This window comes from Pseudomonas silensiensis (assembly GCF_050434865.1).
Lineage (GTDB): Bacteria > Pseudomonadota > Gammaproteobacteria > Pseudomonadales > Pseudomonadaceae > Aquipseudomonas > Aquipseudomonas fluorescens_W.
On the sequence record NZ_JBNDJH010000013.1, the window covers coordinates 90,453 to 109,255 of the forward strand.

General features: G+C 60.7%; 15 protein-coding genes and 1 pseudogene. 6 read left to right on the forward strand and 10 right to left on the reverse strand.

Annotated elements, in window-relative coordinates; all coding sequences use genetic code 11:
* Positions 1-66: 66 nt before the first annotated feature.
* A complete protein-coding gene (locus QF010_RS19250) occupies positions 67-963 on the reverse strand; it encodes a LysR family transcriptional regulator (protein WP_429533715.1) in 897 nt (298 codons plus the stop codon).
* Between the two features lie 111 nt (positions 964-1,074).
* Between QF010_RS19250 and QF010_RS19255 the strand changes: the two genes are divergently transcribed.
* On the forward strand, positions 1,075-1,677 hold the full coding sequence (locus QF010_RS19255) for an NADPH-dependent F420 reductase (protein WP_429533716.1): 603 nt from the start codon (positions 1,075-1,077) through the stop codon (positions 1,675-1,677).
* A gap of 287 nt (positions 1,678-1,964) precedes the next feature.
* Here the strand turns inward: QF010_RS19255 and QF010_RS19260 are convergent, their stop codons facing one another.
* The 3 genes from QF010_RS19260 to QF010_RS19270 are packed head-to-tail and all read right to left on the reverse strand — an operon-like array spanning position 1,965 to position 4,558.
* On the reverse strand, positions 1,965-3,146 hold the full coding sequence (locus QF010_RS19260; RefSeq protein WP_429509306.1) for an acetyl-CoA C-acetyltransferase: 1,182 nt from the start codon (positions 3,144-3,146) through the stop codon (positions 1,965-1,967).
* A gap of 11 nt (positions 3,147-3,157) precedes the next feature.
* Positions 3,158-3,823, reverse strand: a complete 666-nt coding sequence (locus QF010_RS19265) for a CoA transferase subunit B (protein ID WP_010455523.1) — start codon at positions 3,821-3,823, stop codon at positions 3,158-3,160.
* 36 nt (positions 3,824-3,859) lie between these two features.
* Entirely contained in the window at positions 3,860-4,558 is a 699-nt protein-coding gene (locus QF010_RS19270) for a CoA transferase subunit A (RefSeq protein ID WP_033058258.1), read from the reverse strand.
* Between the two features lie 151 nt (positions 4,559-4,709).
* Between QF010_RS19270 and QF010_RS19275 the strand changes: the two genes are divergently transcribed.
* A complete protein-coding gene (locus QF010_RS19275; protein WP_033058256.1) occupies positions 4,710-5,624 on the forward strand; it encodes a LysR family transcriptional regulator in 915 nt (304 codons plus the stop codon).
* A 152-nt stretch (positions 5,625-5,776) separates the two neighbouring features.
* On the opposite strand, the gene QF010_RS19280 is transcribed toward QF010_RS19275, so the two are convergent.
* Both QF010_RS19280 and QF010_RS19285 read right to left on the reverse strand, forming a co-directional pair.
* Entirely contained in the window at positions 5,777-6,619 is an 843-nt protein-coding gene (locus QF010_RS19280; protein WP_033058255.1) for an NAD-dependent protein deacetylase, read from the reverse strand.
* A gap of 89 nt (positions 6,620-6,708) precedes the next feature.
* Positions 6,709-7,755 (reverse strand): class I SAM-dependent methyltransferase, encoded by a 1,047-nt coding sequence (locus tag QF010_RS19285; protein ID WP_033058254.1) that lies wholly within the window; start codon positions 7,753-7,755, stop codon positions 6,709-6,711.
* Positions 7,756-8,184: 429 nt separating this feature from the next.
* Between QF010_RS19285 and QF010_RS19290 the strand changes: the two genes are divergently transcribed.
* The 3 genes from QF010_RS19290 to QF010_RS19300 all read left to right on the forward strand — a co-directional run bounded on the left by QF010_RS19290 (position 8,185) and on the right by QF010_RS19300 (position 11,251).
* Complete coding sequence (locus QF010_RS19290) at positions 8,185-9,519, forward strand: acetamidase/formamidase family protein (RefSeq protein WP_429533717.1); 1,335 nt, start codon at positions 8,185-8,187, stop codon at positions 9,517-9,519.
* Positions 9,520-9,663: 144 nt separating this feature from the next.
* Complete coding sequence (locus QF010_RS19295) at positions 9,664-10,503, forward strand: HvfB family MNIO-type RiPP peptide maturase (protein WP_429533718.1); 840 nt, start codon at positions 9,664-9,666, stop codon at positions 10,501-10,503.
* Positions 10,496-11,251 (forward strand): HvfC family RiPP maturation protein, encoded by a 756-nt coding sequence (locus QF010_RS19300; RefSeq protein WP_429533719.1) that lies wholly within the window; start codon positions 10,496-10,498, stop codon positions 11,249-11,251. The genes QF010_RS19295 and QF010_RS19300 overlap by 8 nt, the downstream gene beginning before the upstream one ends.
* A 27-nt stretch (positions 11,252-11,278) precedes the next feature.
* Here the strand turns inward: QF010_RS19300 and QF010_RS19305 are convergent, their stop codons facing one another.
* From QF010_RS19305 to QF010_RS19320, 4 genes and pseudogenes are all read right to left on the reverse strand, one after another.
* Positions 11,279-12,673, reverse strand: a complete 1,395-nt coding sequence (locus QF010_RS19305; protein WP_429533720.1) for a sensor histidine kinase — start codon at positions 12,671-12,673, stop codon at positions 11,279-11,281.
* Positions 12,651-13,334 (reverse strand): response regulator transcription factor, encoded by a 684-nt coding sequence (locus QF010_RS19310; RefSeq protein WP_033058247.1) that lies wholly within the window; start codon positions 13,332-13,334, stop codon positions 12,651-12,653. Before QF010_RS19310 ends, QF010_RS19305 begins: the two co-directional genes overlap by 23 nt.
* 192 nt (positions 13,335-13,526) lie before the next feature.
* A pseudogene (locus QF010_RS19315) lies at positions 13,527-13,760 on the reverse strand (glutathione S-transferase family protein); the annotation flags it as partial.
* A 138-nt stretch (positions 13,761-13,898) separates the two neighbouring features.
* Positions 13,899-17,309 carry a hypothetical protein gene (locus QF010_RS19320; protein WP_429533721.1) on the reverse strand — a complete coding sequence of 1,137 codons (3,411 nt, stop codon included), beginning with the start codon at positions 17,307-17,309 and terminating at the stop codon, positions 13,899-13,901.
* A 422-nt stretch (positions 17,310-17,731) separates the two neighbouring features.
* On the opposite strand from QF010_RS19320, the gene QF010_RS19325 reads away from it, so the two are divergent.
* The gene (locus tag QF010_RS19325; protein ID WP_033057623.1) at positions 17,732-18,670 is read left to right on the forward strand and encodes a hypothetical protein; all 939 of its coding nucleotides are present in this window, start codon (positions 17,732-17,734) and stop codon (positions 18,668-18,670) included.
* Positions 18,671-18,803: the final 133 nt, after the last annotated feature.

The following is an 18,803-nucleotide window of genomic DNA, read 5'->3' on the forward strand; positions in this document are numbered from 1 at the left end:
TAGATGTCGTGATTTTGTATACAAAAATGAGGGTGTTGAGCGATTCCACGTTCTGCGTGGAAACGATCAGTTGTGCGTAAACGCCTCGACCACAAAGTCGATAAACACCCGGGTCTTGGCCGGCATCAACGTCCGGCTCGGGTAGTACAGCGAAATCGGCCCCGCGTCGGCGTGCCAGTCGGGCAGCAGGCGTACCAGTTCGCCACGCTGGATACTCGCCAGCACATCCGGCAACACCAGCAGTGTGACGCCCAGGCCGAGTATCGCCGCTTCGCGCATGGCGGCTGGATCATTGAGCACAATGTTTTCATTCAGATTGGCCGGTGCTTCGTGGCCCGCGCCATCGTGCATCAGCCATTGGCGAATCTGCCCGGTGCGGGTGCCGCGCATCACAATGCCGGTGTGTCCGGACAGGTCTGTCGGACTGTCGGGCAGGCTGCGTCCTGCGAGGTAGGCGGGAGAGGCGACCGCCACCACATGCGCCGCCGCCAACGTCCTCGACACCACACCGGGCGTCAACTTGAAGCCGCCGCCAATGGCCGCGTCATACCCTTCGGCAATCAAATCCACGGGGCGGTTTTCGAAGTGCCATTCCGGGCGAATCAGCGGGTAGCGCGCCAGGAACGCCGGCAGCAAAGGCAAGACATGATCGATGCCAAACGTCGGCGCGAGGCTGACTTTGAGCACGCCCGCCGGCTCGCCTTGGTCGCTGCTTGCCGCGCTGATTGCTGTCTGTAGCGCTTGCAGATTACCGCCGATACTCGTCAGAAAGCGTTCCCCGGCTTCGGTCAGGGATAGCTTGCGGGTCGAGCGCTGGAACAGCCGCACGCCGATGTTGCGTTCGAGCATCGCCACGTTGCGGCTGACAGCGGCAGGGGTCAGCGCGAGCACCCGTGCGGCGGCGGAAAAACTGCCGGTTTCGGCACTGCGGACGAAGGATTCGAGGTTGGCGAGGGTTTCCATGGCAGGCACCTGCTAGTCATGCTTGAAAATCATTCAAGGCATTACCCGCTAATCAATCGCTAATGGCAAGCGCAGTATTCACTCCAACGACAACCCACGGAGTGAACAACCATGAGCACCATCGGAATCATCGGCGCCGGCGCAATCGGCGCAGCCTTTGCCAGAGCACTGACACGTCAAGGTATTGAAGTGGTTATCGCCAACAGTCGTGGCCCGCAAAGCCTGGCCTCGCTGGTGGAAGAACTCGGACCAACGGCGCGTGCCGGAACTCGCGAGGAAGCCGCCGCACAAGCCATCGTGTTGGTCGCGGTCAACTGGTCGAAGTTGCCGACCGCGCTCGCCGGTCTGCCGGATTTTGGCGGACGGATTGTCATCGACGCCAACAACTCAATCGAGGCGCCGTCGTTCAAGGCGGTGGATTTGCAGGGGCGGACGTCCAGCGAAGTGTTTGCCGAATGGGTGCCCGGTGCGCGGGTGGTGAAAGCGTTCAATCACCTTCAGGCGCGGTTTCTGGAAAGCGATCCAGCGGCGGAGGGCGGGCGGCGGGTGCTGTTTCTCTCGGGTGATGATGCCGATGCAAAAGCTCAAGTGGCGGCGCTGATCGAACAGCTGGGCTTCTTCGGGATTGATCTGGGGGAATTGAGCGTCGGGGCGCGGCTGGTGCAGTTTCCAGGCGGTCCGCTGCCGGTGCTGAATCTGGTGAAATTTGCCTGACGACTCGTTCACCAAGCTGAAACGCGATCTGTGTAGCAGCTGGCGAAGCCTGCGTTCGGCTGCGCAGCAGTCGTTAATTCAGACAATGCGGTGTCTCAGGAAGACCGCGCACTCAGGTTTGACGACTGCTGCGCAGCCGAACGCAGGCTTCGCCAGCTGCTACAAAGTATGCGGCGCAGCGTAGATTTATGACTGACTGTAGGACCCGGTGCGACGTGAGTCGCACCGGGTGTTTTGCCAGACGGCGAACGGATATTCGTGGGTCCCCGCGCCGTCTGTTGAACGCTTTACGCCCGTTCGATCGCCAGTGCCACGCCCTGACCACCACCGATACACAGGGTGGCGAGGCCTTTCTTGGCGTCACGCTTGATCATTTCATGCAGCAAAGTCACCAGCACCCGGCAACCCGACGCACCGATCGGGTGGCCCAGGGCGATAGCGCCGCCGTTGACGTTGACCTTGTTCAGGTCCCATTCCAGGTCCTTGGCCACCGCCAGAGATTGCGCCGCGAAGGCTTCGTTGGCTTCGATCAGGTCCAGTTGGTCGATGGACCAGCCGGCCTTGTCCAGGCAACGACGAGTCGCACTGACCGGGCCGATGCCCATGATCGCCGGGTCGACGCCAGCATTGGCGTAGGCAGCGATTTTCGCCAGCACGGGCAGGCCGAGGGCCTTGGCTTTTTCCGCGCTCATCAGGATCACGGCGGCGGCACCGTCGTTCAGGGACGAGGCGTTACCGGCGGTCACCGAACCGTCCTTCTTAAAGGCCGGTTTCAGTTTGCCCAGGGAGTCGGCGGTGGTGCCGGCCCGTGGCTGTTCGTCTACCTGGAAGGCGACCGGATCGCCTTTGCGCTGAGGAATCAGGATCGGCGTGATCTCATCGGCAAAACGCCCGGCTTCGATGGCGGCCGTGGCTTTCTGCTGCGAGGCCGCGGCGAAGGCGTCTTGCTGTTCACGGGTCAGGTTGTACTTCTCAGCCAGGTTTTCGGCGGTGATGCCCATGTGGTAATCGTTGAACGCATCCCACAGGCCGTCGCTGATCATGGTGTCGACGATTTGCGCGTGACCCATGCGCAGACCGGTGCGAGCACCCGGCATGACGTAGTTGGACAGGCTCATGTTTTCCTGGCCGCCGGCAATGATCACGTCGGCATCGCCGCAGCGAATCGCCTGAGTGGCCAGATGCAGCGCTTTGAGGCCCGAACCGCAGACCTTGTTCAGGGTCATCGCTGGCACGGTGAAGGGCAGGCCGGCCTTGATCGCGGACTGGCGCGCAGGGTTTTGCCCGGCACCGGCGGTCAACACCTGGCCCATGATCACTTCATCGACTTCAGCAACGTCCAGGCCGGTTTGCGCCAGCAACTGGCGGATCACCGCAGCACCGAGGTCAACCGCGGACACGTTGGCCAGGGCACCCTGGAAACTGCCGATGGCGGTGCGGGTGGCGGCGACAATGACGACTTCTTGCATGGAATGATTCCTCACTGGGCAGCGAACTGCATTTCCGGAACGTGATCCGGCACGATCAGTTTACCGGCGGTCTTGGCGACAATCTCCTCGACGCTGACGCCCGGTGCACGTTCCTTGAGAATGAACGCGCCGTTTTCGATTTCCAGGTAAGCCAGGTCGGTCAGCACACGCTTGATGCACCCGGCACCGGTCAGCGGCAGGCTGCATTTGGACAGGAGCTTGGACTCCCCGTCCTTGGACGCGTGGGTCATGATGACGATGATGTTGTCTGCGCCGGCCACCAGGTCCATCGCGCCGCCCATGCCCTTGACCAGTTTGCCGGGAATCATCCACGAGGCGATGTTGCCTTGCACGTCTACTTCAAAGGCGCCCAGCACGGTCAGGTCGACATGACCACCGCGGATCATCGCAAAGGACTCAGCCGAGGAAAAGATCGACGCGCCGATACGCGCGGTCACGGTTTGTTTGCCGGCGTTGATCATGTCGGCATCGATGGTTTCTTCAGTAGGAAAGGGGCCCATGCCCAGCAGGCCGTTTTCCGACTGCAGCATGACTTCCATGCCTTCAGGAATGTAGTTGGCGACCAGGGTCGGAATGCCGATGCCCAGGTTCACGTAGAAGCCGTCCTGCATTTCGCGGGCGACGCGTTGAGCCATTTGTTCGCGGGAAAGTGCCATTGTTGTTATTCCTTCATTCGGTCCGGGGGCAGGGGATCACTTACGCACGGTGCGCTGTTCGATGCGCTTCTCGAACGTGCCGCAAATGACCCGGTCGACGTAGATGCCAGGGGTGTGGATCTGCGCCGGGTCCAGCTCGCCGGGTTCGACGATTTCTTCGACTTCGACCACGGTGATCTTGCCGGCAGTGGCGGCCAGCGGGTTGAAGTTCTGAGCGGTGTGGCGGTAGATGACGTTGCCGAAGTGGTCGGCTTTCCAGCCTTTGACGATGGCGAAGTCACCGGTGATGGATTCTTCCATCAGGTATTTGCGGCCATGGAATTCGCGGACTTCCTTGCCGTCGGCCACAGGGGTGCCGACGCCGGTGGCGGTGAAGAACGCGGGGATGCCGGCACCGCCTGCGCGCATTTTTTCGGCGAGGGTGCCTTGCGGGGTCAGGACGACTTCGATTTCGCCTTTGAGCAGTTGGTCTTCGAACAGTTTGTTCTCGCCAACATAGGAGGCCACCACCTTGCGGATCTGCCGGTCTTCCAGCAGCACGCCGAGGCCGAAACCGTCGACGCCGCAGTTGTTGGACACCACGGTGAGGTCGCGTGTGCCTTTGCGCTTGATCTCGGCGATGAGGTTTTCCGGGATTCCGCACAGGCCGAAGCCGCCGGCGATCACGGTCATGCCGTCTTCAAGACCTGCAAGGGCTTCCTCGTAGGAACTCACGCGCTTGTCGAAACCTGCCATATGCACCTCTTTTATTCTTTGTGGGCGGCTGGCTAGCCGTATGGGATAGGAGTGTCTCGCTGAAGAATTCATTTGTTAAGTTGATTTTTAAGGTTGATTGATAGATAAAACTCACCAATCAACCATCCGTACTACGTTGGAGCCAGTGGTCATGACAGTCAAGCAGATCAGGGCATTTTTGGCCGTGGCCCAGAGTTTGAGTTTTGCCGTGGCCTGCGAGCGGTTGCACCTGTCGCAATCGGCGCTGAGCCTGACCATCAAGGCGCTGGAGGAGGGGCTGGGCGGGCGCCTGTTCACCCGCAACACGCGCAATGTCGCGCTGACGGCGGAGGGAGAATCGCTGGTTCCTTTGGCACGTCGCCTGATCGCTGACTGGGACAATGCCGAGGATGAGCTGCGCCAACGCTTCACCCTCCAGCGCGGTCGCGTGACGTTGGCGGCGATGCCCTCATTTGCCGGCAACCTGCTGCCGCCGATCCTGAAAACCTTCCGCGCGCGCTATCCCAAGGTCAACGTCACGGTGAATGACGTGATCAACGAGCAGGTGCTGGAGATGGTGCGTGACCGGCAGGTTGAGCTGGGGGTGGCGTTTGAACCGAATCAGAGTTCGTCGCTGGCATTCACGCCGTTGTACATGGATCGTTTCGTTGCCGTGGTGCCGAAGGATTCTCCTTTTGCCGAACGGGAAGACATCGACTGGCAGACCTTGCTTAAGGAACCGTTCATCACCTTGCAGCGTCCGTCGACGGTTCGGGTGATGCTCGAAGAGCACTTGCAGGCGCGTGGGATGAAGTTGCCGGTAGAGTTTGAAAGTCATCAATTGGCGACCGTGGGAAGGATGGTTGCCAGTGGATTGGGGGTGAGCGCGGTGCCGGCGTTGTGTGTCGGGCAGATGCTGGAGCTCGGGGCGCGGTGCATTACCTTGCGCGATCCGGTGGTGGAGCGGGCGATCGGGGTGTTGACCAAGCCTGGGGTTGAGTTGTCGGCGGCGGCGCAGGCTTTATTCGACATTCTGAGAGAACCACCCCTCACCCTAACCCTCTCCCCAGAGGGGCGAGGGGACTGACCGAGGTGTTCTCGGGAGTTACATCGACCTGAGATAACGAGTCGAACTCAGGACTTGAAAGCACTGGAGATCTGCCCCCTTTCCCCCTATCCCCGCTGGGGAGAGGGCTGGGGTGAGGGGTGGATCTAAAGTCGAACCCCGAGCTCAAGACATCATCGATCCAGCCTTTGCACCAATTCCGGCAAAAGCCGTTCACAAGACCCCTCAATCTTCAAATCCAGGAGGTCATCCGCCCGAGTCTTCCCCAAATTAATCGCAATCAACGGTTTCCCCTGATCCGCCACGGCCCGACACAACCGAAACGCCGAATACGCCATCAACGAAGACCCCACCACCAGCAATCCCGCAGCCTTTTCGACCGCCGCCATCGCTTTGGCCGCCGTCACCTGTGCCACATTCTCGCCAAAGAAAACCACGTCCGGCTTCATCCGCTCACCCGCGCAATGCGGGCAATGCGGTACCTGAAACCGCGCCTCAAACGCCGCATCCAGCAGCGTGTCGCCATCCGGCGCTTGCACCGCATCCACCCCGGCCAGGTACGGATTCTGCGCTTCCATCAGTTGCTGGATCGAATCCCGTTCGCTGCGTTTTCCGCAGTCCAGGCACAACACCCGGTGCAGGCTGCCGTGAAGTTCGATGACGTCATGGCTGCCAGCCTGGTCGTGCAGGGTGTCGACGTTTTGAGTGATCAGCCCGCTGATCTGCTGCGAACTTTGCAAACGGGCCAAGGCCTCATGGGCCACGTTTGGCTGGGCCTGGCGTACTCGCGGCCAACCGAGCATCGCCCGCGCCCAATAGCGACGCCGGGATTCGGGGGCGGAGAGAAACTCCTGATACATCATCGGTTGCCGGCCACGCCGCACGCCCTGGTTGTCGCGGTAGTCCGGAATGCCCGACGGAGTGCTGATGCCGGCGCCGGTCAGGACCACAAACGTCTGGTCAGCCATTAACTGCTGAAGGCGGTCGAGTTGTTCGCGGATGAGGCTGTCGAGCATGTTCAACACTCCGGAGGGCCATGAGTGTTTGCAGGGTAGCATTTGCCAGACACCCGGACAGGTTGCCCGTCCGGGTGATGATCCGGCACCTATTTACGCGCCTCCAGAATCAGGTTGAACGGCGTTTCCGTGGCCCGTCGGAACGTCTTGAACCCCGCCTCGGTGAAGACCTTGCGCAAACGCGCCTCGCCAGCCTGGGCACCAAGCCCGAGGCCGACCTCCTGGGACAGCGAGTTCGGGGTGCAGATGAAGGTCGAGGCGGCGTAGAACAAGCGGCCAACCGGGTTGACGTTGTCGTCGAGCTTGTCGTTGGCGAACGGTTCCACCAGCAGCACCGTGCCATCCGGTTTCAGTGCGTCATACGCATGTTTCGCCGCGCCCACCGGGTCGCCCATGTCGTGCAGGCAGTCGAAATAGCACACCAGGTCATAGTCATCGCCGGGGAAGCTTTTTGCCGTGCCCTGGAAGAACCGCGCACGCCCGGCCACGCCACCTTCTTCGGCGCGCTGCGTGGCGACGGTGACGGAGGGCGCGTGGTAGTCGAAACCGACGAACCGCGAATCCGGAAACGACTGGGCCATGATCACGGTGGATGCGCCATGGCCGCAGCCGATATCGGCCACCTTGGCGCCAGCCTCCAGTTTGGCGACCACGCCTTCGAGCGCCGGCAGCCATTCGGCGACCAAGTGTGCTTTGTAACCGGGCCGGAAGAACCGCTCCGTGCCGCTGAACATGCACGGATGGTGATCGCCCCAGGCGAGGGCACCGTCGCCGCGCATGGCGCTGACCAGTTTGTCCTTGTCATGGAAAAACGATGCAACCACCCCGATACCACCCGCGATATAGACCGGTGAGTCTTCGATCGCCAACGCCAGGGCCTGCTCTTCAGGCAGCCGGAACTGGCCGTCGCGGTGTTCCATGTAACCGGAAGCGGCGTGGGCGCTGAGCCATTCGCGCAGCAGGCGGGTGTTGCAGCCGGTTTTGTCGGCGAGGGCTTCAGGGGTGATTGGCTGACTGTCGGCCATGGCCCGGTACAGTCCGAGCTCTTCGCCAAGGATGACGTTGGCGAGCATCGCCGCGCCGCCCATGTCGTTCACCAGTTTGCCCATGAAATCATTGAGTCTGGCCTCGTCCATCACGTGTGCTCCTTCAGCAGGATCAGGGTCCAGAGGCCTTGTTTTTCGAGGCGTTCACCTCTGGGCGGTGGTCGTGGGAATGAACAGGACGATAAGCACGCCCTGCGTGCAGTAAGTTTAGTCCGGGGGCCGTGCACCGCTGCCTTGAGCGACGAAAGCCCCATTCCCCTGACCACCACAAATCCCCTGTAGGAGTGAGCCTGCTCGCGATAGCGGAGTGTCAGTTGGCATCAGTGTTATCTGACACACCGCTATCGCGAGCAGGCTCACTCCTACAAGGGGATTGGTGGTGTGTATCCCACTGTATCTAATCGGCCTGTCGATACAGTGCCCGCTAACTCAGGGGCCCTGCCGAACACAGGCGAGATACAAACCTGCGATGAACTGCGTAGGCCATTTGGCACCCTATACACCGTGAAGGGGACAACAATGACCACGCTCCTGCCTGAAACCGACCTGAAATCTACACCCGTCAATCGCCTGCGCGTCGACCAATACACCAGCGGCATCATCGGCCCCAGCCAGCCGATGCTCGGGCCACTGGCCGACGGCGGCACCCTGATCACCGGTACACCGCCGGGCTGCTGGGGGCCGATGATCACGCCGGCCTTCGAGGGTGGCCACGAAGTGACGCAACCGGTGGCCATCGCCGGTGCGGAAATCGGCGACGCGGTGGCGATCAAAATCAAAAGCATGCGCGTCACCTCACTCGCCACTTCGTCCGGGGTGATGAAATTCGTTGAAGGTCGCTACAACGGCGATCCGTTCGTGTCCAAATTCTGCGCCAAGTGCGGCACCGAACACCCGGCCAGCCATGTCGAAGGCATTGGCGAGGACGCGATTCGCTGCAACACCTGTGGCGCCGAGGTCAGCGCGTTTCGCTTCAGCCACGGCTACGTGATCGTGTTCGATGCGCAGAATCAGGTCAGCCTGACCGTCAATCAGGACATCGCCAATCAACTGGCCGGCAACGCATCCGAGATGTCGGCGTTGCCGGAATTCGCCGCGCAACATTCGATCCTGTCCCTGGCGCGCGCCGACATCCCCGGTGTGGCGGCGCACATGCGGCCATTCCTCGGCAACATCGGCACCACGCCGTCCCGTGATTTGCCCGACTCCCATAACTGCGCCGATTTCGGCCAATACCTGATCGGCGCACCGCACCGTTTCGGCATGACTCGCGAAGAACTGCACGCGGCCAAGACTGACGGTCACATGGACACCAACTCGATCCGCGAGGGCTGCGTGTTGATCTGCCCGGTCAAGGTGCCAGGCGCTGGCGTGTACATGGGCGACATGCACGCCCAGCAGGGCAACGGCGAGATCGCCGGGCATGCCACCGATTGCTCCGGGGAAACCGAAGTGGTGGTGGAAGTGGTGAAGAACCTGACGCTGGAAGGACCGATCCTGCTGCAAAACCTCGACGACTTGCCGCCCATGGCCCGGCCGATGAATGCCCTGCAGCGGCAAAAAGTCCGCGAGCTGGGCGAGCGCTGGGGCCAGCACGATATCGAGCAGAGCGGACCGATCACCTTTATCGGCAGCGGCGAAAACCTCAACGTCGCGGTAGAGAACGGCTTGAAACGCGCCGCCTCGGTCACCGGTCTGCCGTACGACGAAGTGCTCAACCGCGCGACCATCACCGGCTCGATCGACATCAGCCGCTTGCCGGGCACCGTCCGCGTGACGTTCCTGTGCCCGATGACCGTGCTGGATCGCATGGGCATTGGCCATCTGGTGCGTGAGAAGTACGACCTGGCGTAACGCGCAACGGCGGGTCTGTACCACAGTGTGTACAGACCCGCTGGCGATACAACCCCTGCGATTTTCTGCCGGAGCGCAACACAGACCCGATACACCCTTTCGGTTAACTGTGATTCCGTTCTGACAATCATTGAGATCGACATCATGCAGACCCCCATCACATCAGCGAAGGCGACCGTCGGGCTCGGTTTGCGTCGCGGTTTAATGAAGGACCTTCAGGCAGCCCGCGTGGGCGATTTCGATTTTCTGGAAGTCGCGCCGGAGAACTGGATCGGTATCGGCGGTGCTCATGGTCATGCGTTACGCGCCCTGGCCGAGCGTTATCCGTTGTCCTGTCATGGCTTGTCCTTGTCACTGGGCGGCCCGGCGCCGCTGGATGTCGGGTTTCTGCAGGAAGTCCGGATTTTTCTCGATCAATACAACGTGCCGCTGTACAGCGAACATTTGAGCTACTGCAGCGATGACGGCCACCTTTACGACCTGCTGCCGTTGCCCTTTACCGAAGAAGCGGTGCTCCACGTCGCCGCGCGAATTCGCCAGGCCCAGGACATTCTGGGGCGGCGCCTGGCGGTGGAAAACGTTTCCTACTACGCCGCGCCACAGCAAGACATGGACGAGGTGACCTTCACCAACGCGGTGCTGCGCGAAGCCGATTGCGACCTGCTGCTGGACGTCAACAACGTCTACGTCAACTCAATCAATCACGGTTGCGATCCGCAGACCTTTCTGGCCGGCATCGATTCGGGCCGGGTGGTGGCCATGCACGTGGCCGGGCATTTCGATGAGTCCGATACCTTGAAAATCGATACCCACGGCGCTTCGGTCAAACCGGTGGTCTGGTCGTTGCTGGCTGAGGCTTACGCTCGATTCGGCGCGCAGCCGACGCTACTGGAACGGGATTTCAACTTCCCGGCATTTTCCGAATTGGTGGCTGAGTTGCAGACCATTCGCCGCCTGCAAACCGAGGGGGTGAACCGTGGATAAGCCGAGTCTGTTTCAGCAGCAAAACACCCTGGGCCTTTACCTGCGCGATCCCGATCATTGCGCGCCACCGGCCGGGATGGACGTGACACGGGCGCAGGTTTACCGCGACCTGATTTTCGCGAACCTGTCGTCGTTGCTCAGCGGGACCTTTCCGGTGTTAATCAAGATTCTCGGTGATGAACGCTGGCGTTCACTGGTACGGATTTTCCTGCGCGACTACCGCGCGCACACGCCGAAATTCGGCGAGATCGCCCAGGAGTTTGTCGAGTTCCTGGCCTCGGAACCGCAAGCGTTGGCCGAAGGGGCGTGGCCGCCGTTCATGGTGGAACTGGCGCATTACGAGTGGATCGAGATGGCGTTGCAGCAGTCCGAGGCGGAACCGTTGCTGCTGAGCGATGCCGGGTTGTCGCTGGATCAACCGTTGCAGGTTTCACCGCTGGCCTGGCCGCTGGCGTATGCCTGGCCGGTGCAGTTAGTGGGGCCGGATTATCAACCGCAGACCGCGCCGGCTCAGCCGACCTTGTTGCTGGTACGTCGGGCTGAGGACTGGAGCGTGAAGTTTTCTGCACTGAGCCCGTTGGCCTGGAGGTTGTTGCAGCGGATTGAGGAATTTCCTCAACTGGACGGGCGTGAGCAGCTGGAAGGATTGGCGGTGGAGGCGGGGATGGCTGGGTCGCCGGAGTTTATGGAAAGTGGGGTGGTGTTGTTGCGGCAGATGCATGAAGAAGGAGTTTTGGGCTTGGCATGATCGTTCTTGCGCAGAGCGTGGGAACGATCAAGTGGGAGGAATCAAACTCTGCCGGCAGTCGAGCACCAACCGCGCACCGCCGAGTTCACTGGTGCCCACCTCAAGCGTAAACCCATGCAGGCTGACAATCGCCGCAACGATCGACAGCCCCAGCCCGAACCCGCTTTTCTGGTTGCCGCCATCGGCACGATAGAAGCGCTGGAACACCGCTACCTGTTCGCTCTCAGGTATTCCGGGCCCCGAATCGAGCACTTCGATCCGCGTATGCCCGCCCTCATGGATCCCACGCAAAATCACCTCGCCACCCGGCGGCGTAAATTTGATCGAGTTGCTCAGCAAATTCGCCACCGCCTCAAACAACAGCGCTCGATCACCGTTCAGCGAAGGCAACGACTCCGGCAGTTGCAGCTTGAAAACCAGTTCGCCTTCTTCGGCCAACGGCAAATAAAAGTCGTGCAGCTCTTGCAGTAACGGCAGCGGATCCAGCTGCACAAACCCCGAACGGCGCTGACGATCTTCCAGTTCTGAAATCCGCAACAACCCTCGAAAGCGAGCCATCAGGGTGTCCGCTTCACCGAGCACTGAGTCCAGTTGCACCGCCAGCGTCGAACCTTCATCAGCCTGTTGCTGAATCCGGTACAGCTGCGCCCGCAGGCGCGTCAGGGGCGTGCGCAGGTCGTGGGCGATGTTGTCGCAGACGCCCTTGACCTCGTTCATCAAACGTTCGATACGTTCGAGCATGGCGTTGACGATGGCGGCGAGCATGTCCAGCTCATCGCGGCGATTGGACAGCGGCAGACGGCGGGTCAGGTCGCCGGCGACGATGGCCTCGGCGCTGGCCTGGATCGCACGAATCCGCCGCAACGGACGCCGCCGCAACAGGTGCCAACCCGCGATGCCGGGCAAGATGGTCAGCGTCACCCCCCAGAACAATGCGTGAAGAATGATCCGGGTCACGGCAAACAACGAACCGTTATCCCGCACCAGCACGAGCCAGCGACCGTCCTTCGTCTGGGTCGCTACCGCGTCGCAGCTGTCGGCGGGCAGGCTTGGGTCGTCAGAATCGGCGCAGTCGTCGAGCATGTGAATCTTGCCATCCAGCGGCAGGCCTTCGGGCATGTGGCGCAGCGCACCGCTGAGGTAGCGGTGCTGAGTATCGAACAGGCCATAAGCATCGATGCCGCGAATGTCGAAGGTCATGCTGACGGCGAGGGCGTCCGCCAATTGTTCGCCCTGAAAGTGCGAAAACAAATGCTGACGTTGCATCAGCGAGTGTTTGGCCAGGTTGTCCAGGTAAGCGGAAACCTCGTAGTACATGACCCCCATGAGAATCCCGCTCCAGAGCACGAACAGCGAACTGTAGAGCGCCAGCAAACGGCTGCTGGATGAACGCCAGCCGTTAGAGGGGTTCAGCAATGACATAACCCGAGCCTCGCACGGTCCGTATCAGTGGGACATTGCCTGGCGGGTCGATCTTCTTGCGCAGCCGGCCGATGTGCACGTCGATCAGGTTGGTGCCGGGGTCGAAGTGGTAACCCCAGACCTCTTCGAAAATCATCATCCGCGACAGAATCTGCCCGGTGTTGCGCATCAGGAATTCCAGCAACTTGTACTCGGTGGGCAACAGCGTCAGCAACTGACCGTCGCGGCTGGCTTCATGGCTGATCAGGTTCAACTCCAGATCCGCTACCCGCAAGGTGGTGGCCTGGGCGGTCACGGTATTTTGCCGGCGCAGCAGGACTTCTACCCGAGCGGCCATTTCATCGGTGGCGAACGGTTTGGTCAGGTAGTCGTCACCGCCCGCGCGCAAGCCGCGCACACGCTCATCGACGTCGGAGAGGGCGCTGATCATCAAAATCGGCGTGGCCACACCCATGGTCCGCAACGTGGTGACAATCGCCAGACCATCGAGCTCGGGCAGCATGCGGTCGAGGGTGATCAAGTCGTAATTGCCGCTGACTGCGCGCGCCAGACCTTCGCGGCCGTTATCGACCCAATCCACGTCGAGCCCGTGGCTGCTCAGTTCGGCGACGATTTCCCGGGCAGTCACGGCGTCGTCTTCGATGGTCAAGATGCGGGTCATAGGGCGGGCCTGATTAGGAGTACTCAACGTTGAGCGGCATTTTGCCAAGAAATGATGGCAGGCTTTCTAAATAAAACTTCATGTGAATCGAAAAGATCACAGGCTGCGGCAGCTCCGGGGATGGGGGTAGGTTGGTTGTTTGGCCATGATGGCGCTGAACAACGTGGATTCCAGAATCACTTGAAGCCACACTTACAGATGCCGAGAAGGCGTCTGCGCAAACCACTCGCGGTCGACATGCGCGAACTGGCGTATGAACGGCGCCAGTGGCATATCCGCCAGGCTCACATGATCGGCCACCGGATAAGTTCGCTGTTGCAGCAACTCATCCAGCGTGCGCAAAAACACTTCCTCCTTTGTGCGGTAATGTTCCATGGGATATTTCCGATATTCCACATCCCTCTCGCTGTTTTTGTAGGTCGTCAGGATTAACTATAAACCAGGCTTTGATTGCCCTTTCAAAGGCTGGTTTATCGTGGTCTGCCCTTTGCATCATCATCATCAGCTAGCTAGCAGGAAGTGCCATTCAGGTCCGTCCTCTTGATTGATTGAAAGCCGGGCGTATTACAGAGGTTTAAGCCAGTAATAACTTCTCGTGCCGTAGTACAGGTCTCCCATACCAGAATGAACAATGAAAGCTATCCCCCATTGCGTCCCGGCACTGTCGGCCAGTCTGAGAATGTCCGTATCTCTTCGATTCGGGCGCGCAGGTGAAGCGTATTGGGATGGGTAACTAGGTCCGCATAGCCATCCGAAACCTGATTTACTCCCGGTTCCCGTCTCGGAATTAACCATTAGGTATTTCGTGGAAAGTGCTTGCAGAAATCCGGGAACCGTAGTGGGTGAGATGCCTTGGGCGGCGGACATTCGTGCGCTCATGGTCTCGAAAGGAGTCGGGCGAGGCTCATACCCGTATGACTGATGACCTTGTACGACGAAATTGTTGGAACAACTGACTAAGATACTTTTTTGATTCCCTCCAGCATCGTGAACCTTAATCGTAGTCGAGCCATTACGGTGGCCGATGATGAGGCCTGTGCTGTCGACGGACACTACCTGGATATTATCCGAGGAGTAAGTGTAGGGGGGCGTGCCGCCCGAGGCGCTACGCCGAACTGTGGTTCCGGCGGGATAATTACCACTCAGCCGCCAGTTGAGTTCCGGGGCAGCCGTCAGGTTGAGCCCGTTCAGGGTGACGGGTGATGTATCTACGATGAAATTCGGGACTATCGTAAAGGTCCGAGCCGCAGACGGTACGCCATTGCCGTACATCGGCTTGGCGGTGAAGCTGTGCGGCGCCACGCTCAGGTCGGTGACCTTTTTGATCCAGATGCCGGAGATTGGGTCGGCGATGGTGTCGCCCTTGTCGACGGTCCCGTCCAGGAGCTGCACGGTCTGGCCCTTGCTGGCTGTGCCGCTCAGGGTTACTGCGGTTTCCACGGTGGTGCCACCCGGAGGAATCTCGACCCCGCTCGGCGAGCCTTTGACCGAGCTGATGGTCGGCGCCACGACTGCGGTGACGGTAAAGGTTCGGGGCGGTGCTGAAACCGGTTGCGGGTTGCCGTAAACGCCCCTGATAGTGATGCTGTGCGCTCCAACGGTGGTGCGAAAGCCCGTTGTTGTCCAATCGCCGTTGCCATCGACGGGTCGGCTACCCTGTGAAACACCGTGATCCAACACTTCGACTCTCTGATTCTTGCTCGCCTTGCCGCTCAGAGTCAGCGCGGTATCGACGGTGGTGCCACCCTCGGGAACAGGCCCTTTGGAGTCCGTCACGGTGGTAAGGGTGGGGGTGATCTGCGCGGCAACGGTAAAGGTCCGCGCCGCTGACGGTGTGCCGCTGCCATACAGCGCTTTGGCGGTGAAGCTGTGAAGCGTCGCACTCAGCCCCGAGACCGGCAGGGTCCAGATCCCGGTGACCGGGTCAGCCGTCGCCTGGCCTTTGGAGTTGATGCCGTCGAGCACATCGACTTTCTGCCCTTTGCTGGCCTTGCCACTCAGGGTCACCGCGGTTTCCACGGTGGTGCCTCCCGGAGGAATATCGACTCCGCTGGGCGAGCCTTTCACCGACACAATGGTCGGCGGATCCAGGCTCAGCGCTTCACCCACCACAAATTCCAACGCATTCGAATAACTCGTCTCATTCGTCGCCGCGCGCCAGATCCGGTAGCTCGCGCTCACCTTTTTCCCACGATTGGGTTCGATGTGTTCAGCCACGAACGCCGCGTTGAGAGTGAAAGGCACGTCTTTGTCCTTGGACAGTGCCGTGAGGGTGATCGAGTTTTCCTTCTTGCCGGTCACTTCGCCGGTCCAGGTGTAGGTCACCACATCCTTGGCCTGGGTCGGTTTCGCGACAGGCCGTGGCGCGGTCAGTTTGCTGACGCCGCCGGGCAGGTCCTTGGGTTCCAGCCTGCCGTCCTTCTCGCCGAGGACGATGGGTTTGACCAGTTCGAACTGTGGCTCGCCAACGTTCAACAGCGTGGCGTGCAAGGATTCACGCTTGACGATCGTGTCCGCTTCCTCACTGAGCAGGATGTACCACAACTCCAGCGTGCCGCCTTCGAGGGTCTTGAGGTGTTCGCCCTCGACGGTGACGAGGAAGCCCTCGGGATCATGGGCTTCCTCCTCGCTGAGAGGGAACCACTTCAGTTGCGGGTCGTAAATGGTCTGATCGGGCCGCTTGCCGAACCATTTGAGGTCGATCGCCATGCCGGCCTGAATGAGCGGGTCAAACGGAATGCGAATACGGGTGTTCGGCAGGTCAGGGTCGAGGGCGCCGTGCTGTGCGTCCTCGGCAAGCGGCGCCGCCAGGCGTTTGGGTTCGCCGACGATGTTGATGAAGCGACCTTTGGAGCGCTGGATGATCACGCCCGCGCGTTCCAGTTCGTAAGAAAACACCCCTTGGGTTTTTGCCAGGGCCCGGGCGGCGGCGTTGGACAGCAGCACCTCGACCACCACCGGCGGTTTTTTCTCGATGGGTTGGCGCACCTTGAGGTCGATGGCGTCACCGTCGAGGGTGGTGCCCTTGAGGTTCATGATGATGACATCGTCCTGCCGGAACTCGGCCGACGCCGCCCAGACCTGCAAGTCCAGTGCTTCATCGCCCAGCGTGTCGAGGTCAAGCTCGTTGCCGTTGGCCTGTTTGAGGATGGGCGCATCCAGCCGCGAGTTGCCGGTGTCGACGACGATGCGCGTTTCCTTGCACCAGTCCTCGGACTGGTTGTGCACCCGGTCACGCACCATGAACGTGACGGCCAGGCCTTCGAGGCCGGAGTCCCCGGCCGCGAGGATGGTTTGTTCGTCGACGTGGACCTTGATCGGGTTGTTCACCGGGGTGTCGATCTGCGCCTGGGTGACCGGCGCCGACAGCACCAGCTTGCCGCCCCAGCTCGCCGTGATCACATCGCCCAGCGCAATGTTGGGGTAAGGCAGGTGGGTGCCGCTGCCGGGTCGGGCCTGGATGAGGAGGTCGACGCCTTTTTTGGCGCTGTCCTTGTCCACGCCATCCTGGACGATCTCCGGTGGGAGGAGCGTCATGAACAGCTCGGAGTGACCGTAATCGGGGTCGGTGTCCTGGCCACCGGGAAGGTCGAGTTTGACGTAGAGCTTGAGCGGCGGGGTGAAGGGTTCAGGTTGCTGATGCAGCCGCGTCACCCGGTAGGACAGGGTCCAGGGCCCTGTCTGCAGGCGGCCCGGGGCGACGAACAGGGTGGCGCGCTCGGTCAGTTCGACGGGGGCGCTGATGGTGTGTTGATCGACCACGTTGTTGTTGAGCAGCAGCTCGACCTTGTCGCCCAGGTTCTTGTTCGACCAGATCGGGATCTGGACCTTCAGGCCCTGGTCCGGAAAGTTGAGCCGGGCGGCGGCGAGGTTGATGCCCCACTCCTCAGCCGGTGGCCGGGGTTCGAGCGCGCCGGGGATTTCCGGGGCGAGCAGGGCGAGCGGGCTGAGGTTTTTCAGGGCTTGGACGAGCATGACGGCACTCCGGTCGGTACAAGGCGATGGAGTGATTTAAGGCCGGGCGCGGGCGGGTTGGCTACTGTCAGAAATAACAGGTTGGCGTAGTTTTGCGACGAGTGGTCGGGGCGGCGGGTGGCTTCAGATTGGCTCGTAACGCCAAAAGATTGCAGCCTTCGGCAGCTCCATTGGATCGCGTTCGAAATGAGCTGCCGCAGGCTGCGATCTTTTGATTTTTCCATTGAAAACGCCGCTCCCGGCCAATGCATAAAACCCGCTGCTAATGCCGGTTCCCTGCAATTTGCATGGCCATCAGAAGTTCAAACTTTATAACTTATTGAAAAAACGCAATTTATTTAAAGTTGGCGACTGGCACGGTGACTGCACTTCTTCCGTTGAAGAGTTGTAACACCATCTTTCCTGCCTGGAGCGATATAACAATGAATAGATCCTCTGATGGTTTCTATCCTGCCTTAGAAGAATCAAGCACGCTTTCGGGTGTGTCTTGGGGCGCGATCTTCGCCGGGGCCGCTGCGGCGGCGGCGTTGTCGTTGATTCTCGTGCTGCTCGGCTTTGGCCTGGGTTTTTCCGCGGTATCGCCGTGGGCCCATGAAGGGGTAAGCGCCAAGGGCCTGGGGATTTCAACAATTGTCTGGTTGGCTGTGACACAAATCGTGGCTTCCGGGCTCGGCGGTTACATCGCGGGTCGTCTGCGGGTGAAGTGGGCCAACATGCACGGGGATGAAGTGTATTTCCGTGATACCGCCCATGGCTTCCTGGCCTGGTGCGTGGCGACGCTGGTGACCGCGACATTGGTCGTCGGCTCGGTCAGCAGCATTGTCAGCGGTGGCGTGCAGGCCGGGGCGAGCGTGGTTGGCGGTGCCGCGAGTGCAGCGACTCAAGCCGCTGGCACGGCTGCCGGCAACACTGGCAGTGATCAGTACGGTTACTTCGTCGACAGCCTGTTCCGCGATGATCGTCCGGCGGCGATCAGTGATGACGCCGTTCATGGCACTGTGACGCGCATCTTTGTGCGCAGCCTGAGCAACGACGGTCAACTGGCTGCCGAAGACCGCACCTACCTGGCGCAACTGGTCGCCCAACGGACCAACCTCACTCAAGCGGACGCCGAACGTCGCGTTGATGAAGTGTATGCCCGCACGCAAAAAGCCGTGGCCGACGCCAAACTCGCCGCCCAACAAGCCGCCGATACCGCCGCCAAAGTCGCTGCCTGGACTTCGCTGTGGATGTTCATTGCGCTGCTGATCGGTGCGTTTTTCGCCAGCCTCGCTGCCACCTTTGGCGGCCGTCGTCGGGATGCCGTGGTGTATCTGGAATCCGACGCTTACGTAACCACCACTTCACTGCCTGTTCGCTAACCCAGGAGAACTACCATGCGCTCACTACTGCTGTTCTTTCTCGGCGTACCGATCCCGATCATCATCCTGATCGCGCTGTTCATGCACTGACTTACGCTGAGGCATATGCCTCTGCCGCTTCTACCTCAGGTAG

Bases quoted from the DNA above. Each gene is read 5' to 3' on its own strand.
- QF010_RS19250 (WP_429533715.1), bottom strand. From the start codon at position 963: ATGGAAACCCTCGCCAACCTCGAATCCTTCGTCCGCAGTGCCGAAACC.
- QF010_RS19255 (WP_429533716.1), top strand. From the start codon at position 1,075: ATGAGCACCATCGGAATCATCGGCGCCGGCGCAATCGGCGCAGCCTTT.
- QF010_RS19260 (WP_429509306.1), bottom strand. From the start codon at position 3,146: ATGCAAGAAGTCGTCATTGTCGCCGCCACCCGCACCGCCATCGGCAGT.
- QF010_RS19265 (WP_010455523.1), bottom strand. From the start codon at position 3,823: ATGGCACTTTCCCGCGAACAAATGGCTCAACGCGTCGCCCGCGAAATG.
- QF010_RS19270 (WP_033058258.1), bottom strand. From the start codon at position 4,558: ATGGCAGGTTTCGACAAGCGCGTGAGTTCCTACGAGGAAGCCCTTGCA.
- QF010_RS19275 (WP_033058256.1), top strand. From the start codon at position 4,710: ATGACAGTCAAGCAGATCAGGGCATTTTTGGCCGTGGCCCAGAGTTTG.
- QF010_RS19280 (WP_033058255.1), bottom strand. From the start codon at position 6,619: ATGCTCGACAGCCTCATCCGCGAACAACTCGACCGCCTTCAGCAGTTA.
- QF010_RS19285 (WP_033058254.1), bottom strand. From the start codon at position 7,755: ATGGACGAGGCCAGACTCAATGATTTCATGGGCAAACTGGTGAACGAC.
- QF010_RS19290 (WP_429533717.1), top strand. From the start codon at position 8,185: ATGACCACGCTCCTGCCTGAAACCGACCTGAAATCTACACCCGTCAAT.
- QF010_RS19295 (WP_429533718.1), top strand. From the start codon at position 9,664: ATGCAGACCCCCATCACATCAGCGAAGGCGACCGTCGGGCTCGGTTTG.
- QF010_RS19305 (WP_429533720.1), bottom strand. From the start codon at position 12,673: ATGTCATTGCTGAACCCCTCTAACGGCTGGCGTTCATCCAGCAGCCGT.
- QF010_RS19310 (WP_033058247.1), bottom strand. From the start codon at position 13,334: ATGACCCGCATCTTGACCATCGAAGACGACGCCGTGACTGCCCGGGAA.
- QF010_RS19320 (WP_429533721.1), bottom strand. From the start codon at position 17,309: ATGCTCGTCCAAGCCCTGAAAAACCTCAGCCCGCTCGCCCTGCTCGCC.
- QF010_RS19325 (WP_033057623.1), top strand. From the start codon at position 17,732: ATGAATAGATCCTCTGATGGTTTCTATCCTGCCTTAGAAGAATCAAGC.